The 4,734-nt window shown below is 40.3% G+C and carries 2 protein-coding genes; one reads left to right on the top strand and one right to left on the bottom strand.

The annotated features are described in order from the left end of the window. Positions 1-3,382, bottom strand: a 3,382-nt coding sequence (locus WBA23_RS25495) for a chemotaxis protein CheB (RefSeq protein ID WP_424585102.1), incomplete at its 3' end; no start/stop codon positions are given. A 172-nt stretch (positions 3,383-3,554) separates the two neighbouring features. On the opposite strand from WBA23_RS25495, the gene WBA23_RS25490 reads away from it, so the two are divergent. Further along, a complete protein-coding gene (locus WBA23_RS25490) occupies positions 3,555-4,508 on the top strand; it encodes a D-2-hydroxyacid dehydrogenase (RefSeq protein WP_424585101.1) in 954 nt (317 codons plus the stop codon). Positions 4,509-4,734: the final 226 nt, after the last annotated feature.

The raw sequence follows: 4,734 nt of genomic DNA, 5'->3' as shown, positions 1-4,734 counted from the left end.
GAGTTAACTCCTGCATCTCTTCCATGCTGTACCCTAGATTATAGCGCCCCCCTTGGTTAACATTAATAAAGTGAAGGCTATCGGCATCAAAAATGTAAATTTCATTATGCGACTCTTCCAATAACTTACCATATTGAGCGGTATCTGCTTCGGCCTGTCGCTGCTCAGTATTATCTAAATTGATACCTAGCATTTTGTAAGGCTCTCCTTCCTGATCTATTACCAATCCACCCTGACCAATCAAATGGCGAATTTCTCCATTGGTATGCACTACTCTAAATTCAGCTCGGTACATTTGGTGCTGACTGAAGGCTTCCTCTAAGGCGGTTACTACTTCTTGATAGTCATCCGGATGAATACGCTTCATTACCTGCTCAAAATTAATTTGGTCTTCGGCAATGTCAAAAAGCTCGCGAAAGCGAGCATCGCCTACCACTGTACCTGTTTGCAAATTATACTCCCAAGTGGCAATTTCTGCTGACTGGCGAACTAAATTTAACCGTTCGGCAATCTCTTTTAGCTTCTGACGATTGCGCTCTTTATCAGTAATATCTTTTACACTAAGAAGAATTAAGTTAGGGTTACTACCGGTTTGTGGGATAGATACCGCGCTAATATTCAAAATTCGCTGACCAATCCGGGGAAAATCATGCTCAAACTGGTAGTCCGAGATTATGCTGTTTTGATGAATAGTCTCTCGCAGCAATTGTTGTAAGTTGGGTTGCTTCCACTGTCCATCGTCTAGGTCGAAGATAGAAAATCCTAATGTTTTCTCTTTAGAGAGTGCGAATGCATCGTAAAAAGCTGGGTTTGCAGAAACAATTTTTAACTCTTGATTCATTACTAAAAGAGGGTCAGTAACCGTGTTTACAATGTTTTCTGCAAAAGAGCGAACATTATCAACGGCCATCTGAGCATTCTTTATCTCAGTAACATCCACAAAGGTTATTACTAAACCGTTGGCCTCACCGTTGGCCTCATAGTACGGGATCATTCGCATTAGATACGAGCACTTACTCGATGATACCTCACGCTCTATCGTCTTTCCAGATTTTATAGCCTGCCTAATTAAATCGGTAAGGGAAATTTCATTCAGATTGGTAGTAAAATGCTGGATAGAGCGACCGATATCCCTCTCAGAAATATTTACAACATTAGCGACACTCGAGGTCAACCGACGAATGTTTAAATCTTCATCGATAAAAATTGTAGCAATTTGTGTGCTATTGAAAAGGTTTACTACATCACTGTTCGCTTCGGTTACCTCTCTAATCTTATCTTCTAATTCCGCATTGAGTGAATACAATTCTTCATTCACCGATTGTAACTCTTCGTTAGAACTCTGTAGTTCTTCATTAGAAGCTAATAGCTCTTCGTTGGTAGTTTGCAGTTCTTCACTATGCGAATCTAACTCTTCGCGCATAGTTTGTAATAGCCTTTGTTTTTCGTCAACCTCTTTCTCGAGGAGAGCAATCTGCCGCTTACTATCATCATTTGAACTAACGTTACTCTTTTTAGTTTTGTCAGGCTTGCGAGCGTTTTGAAACTCAATATAAACCACTTCTTTCTCAAAGAAAGGAGAAGTAATAGCCTTAAACCGAAGGTTAATAATATTGCTAACTTGTCCTTTGGCAAATAATACGTCGGGGTAGTACACCGACTTTTTGCTACTTACTGCCTCTCGCACCCCACTTTTCAGTAATAGGTACTCATCAGTTTCCAACACATCTTCCAGATGCATGCTCAGGTTATTCTTAGGAAATTGGAAGTAGCGGTTAACGCTCCCTAACGTGTGAAGAATAAAGCAATCTTTATTTACCAATACTCCCACTTCGTCGTAGGACTCCGCAATTAGTGCCTTAAGCGTTGTTGTATTTATTTGTGTCGGTGGTGATGTTCTAGATTGATGGCTGATCGGCTTTGTAAAAGGCTGGCGAGGCTCGGTAGATAGTTTTTTGCCGGTTGAGGCTACTTGATTTTGAAAAAGATTTACTCCCTTCTCTGGAACACTAAAGTAGGGTTGCAAATGGCCAATACTTTCACTTTTCCCTAAAACCAGAAAGCCATTTTGGTTTAGTGAGAAATGGAAGTGAGACATGGCTTTTTTCTGAACTTGAGAGTTCAAATATATCAATACATTTCGGCAGGAGACTACATCCATTCGAATAAAGGGAGGGTCAGATATAATATTGTGAGGGGCAAACACAAAGTGATCGCGAAAAAACTTTTTAACCCGATAAGTTTCGTCTGAATGATTAAAGTAGTATGATAGATATTCTTCTGGAATGTTATTAGCAATGCTTGGACTATAAATTCCCGCACTAGCCACCTGAATAGCTCGTTTATCAATATCTGAGCCAAAGATTTTATAGTCGGGTTTGAGTTGGTTATTAGCCAGATAATCATCGATGAGCATACCAATAGTGTAAGCCTCTTCTCCACTGGAGCAACCAGCAATCCATATTCGCAGAGAATCACCCTCCAATATTTTTTTACCTAACTCCGGCAATACTTTTTCCTGAAATACTTTCCACGGTCGCCCATCTCGGAAGAAGCTAGAAACTCCGATCAGGATTTCATTACCAAGCTGTTTTACTTCAGTAGTATTGGATAACAGTACATTGTAGTAATCTTCTAAAATATCGACATTAACAATGTGCATCCGCTTCTGTATTCGGCGCAGAATGGTTCCTTCTTTGTATTCACTAAAGTCTATCTTAATTTTTTTAGCTATAAGTTTTAGAATGCGATCGACCAGCCCCCGATCAGTCACTGTAAGTTCATCACTATTGTCGAGAAGCTGAGGCATACGGTTAATTACCCGCTGAGTTTCTTTGGCTAACTCGGGTAAGTCGAGTATAAAGTCGGTTAACCCAGTATGCACTGCAGCGTTGGGCATTCCATCAAACTTAGCAGAATCAGGATGTTGTGCCATTACAATACCTCCCTGCTCTTTAACGGTTTTAATTCCCCGGCTTCCGTCGGTTCCGGTGCCGGTTAGTATAATGCCTACCGCGTTATTTTTCCGTTCCCGGCCTAAAGAATTAAAGAAAAGATCAATTGGAAGGTTGGGTTTTTCGTAAGCATTGGGTGCTCTGGGTTTAAGCGAGCCATTTACTAGTTCCAAGTTTTGCTTGGGGCTCATTACGTACACGTGATTAGGCTTTACCTTTGTCGTCTTCGTCACTTTAACAACTGGCATTTTAGTGTATTTAGCCAGTAACTCATCCATCATACTCTCAAAATCGGGTGACAGATGCTGAATCACAATGAAAGCTGCGGGATTTTGATCAGGCAGTTCGGAGAAAAAGCTTTGTAACGCTTGCAACCCTCCTGCTGAAGCTCCAATTCCTACAATAAAAAATTTATTCTGATCACTCATGATCTACTATTTATTCAAAACTAATATAATGTTTGGAATTATATAAATATTTACGATACTTCGTCAGCCTCGAGGGATTTTATTTACTTTACATCATTATGAGGCAACGCTAGATAAATTTTGTTTAACATTATTGTTAAGCAACACAGTACTAAATTGAATACTATATTTTATGTCTGGTTACCGGATTGTGTTCTTGGATGCGGACACCGTAGGAGAAGTCGCTAATTTAGATTCTTTCTCCAATCTAGGGGAGTACATTATGTATCCACAAACCCAGCCTGAGGAGGTTCCCGAACGAATTGCTAATCAGGAAGTAGTTATTACGAATAAAGTGAAGATTAGTGCTGAAGTTATGCAGAGTACTTCAAGCCTCAGCTTAATTTGTGTTGCCGCCACTGGCATGAATAATGTAGATTTGGAGGCGGCTCATCAGCAGAATATTGCCGTAAAAAATGTGGAGGATTACTCTACATATAGTGTGGCTCAGTTAACCGTGGGGGTGCTATTGCAATTATTACATCGCCACGACTATTACAACGAATATGTGCATTCTGGTCAATACAGCCAACAGTCACTATTTACTCATTTAAAGCATAGTTTTTGGCAGCTCAAAAACCGACAGATTGGTATTATTGGGTTAGGTAATATTGGGAGACAGGTTGCTAAAATTGCGGAGGCAATGGGAGCAGAGGTTGTTTATTTTTCTACCTCAGGTAAGAATAATGATGCGCCTTATCGGATGCTTTCTTTAGAAGAGTTATTACAAACATCTGATGTAGTATCTGTGCATGCTCCCTTAAACAAAGATACCCAAAATCTACTGAACTACGCTCAGTTATCCAAGATGCCCTCGCATAGTATTTTACTAAATACGGCAAGAGGGGGAATTGTTAACGAAGCTGATTTGGTGCGAGCTATTGATGAAGGAGTAATTGCTGGGGCAGCAATAGATGTTTATCAGGAAGAGCCATTCCCGCTTTCTCATCCTTACTTACAGGTAAAGAAGAGAGAGCGCTTGCTACTAACGCCCCACATCGGCTGGGCCAGTAGGGAAGCAAGAACTCTATTGATAGATCAGGTTTACCAAAACATTCAAGATTTTATCGAGAACCACTCAGCGTGATTTAGTTGACAAAATTTCTACCGGCTTAAGAAAGCCAGATGCAGGTGTTATAATAGGCATACCTAAGCCAGGGTTTAAAAAAGGCCGTCTATATCGTCAATAAGTACTCAATCAGATTTAAGTATAAGTTTTTCCAGGTTTACTTGATTGTCAAATTCCATAGTAAAGGAGGTACCAAAGCCTTCCAATATGTCCGCGACGGCTTGCTTGAGATGATCAAGACCGA

It is taken from the genome of Tunicatimonas sp. (genome assembly GCF_049647865.1).
Lineage (GTDB): Bacteria > Bacteroidota > Bacteroidia > Cytophagales > Cyclobacteriaceae > Tunicatimonas.
This window is presented reverse-complemented; position numbering and strand designations above follow the sequence as displayed.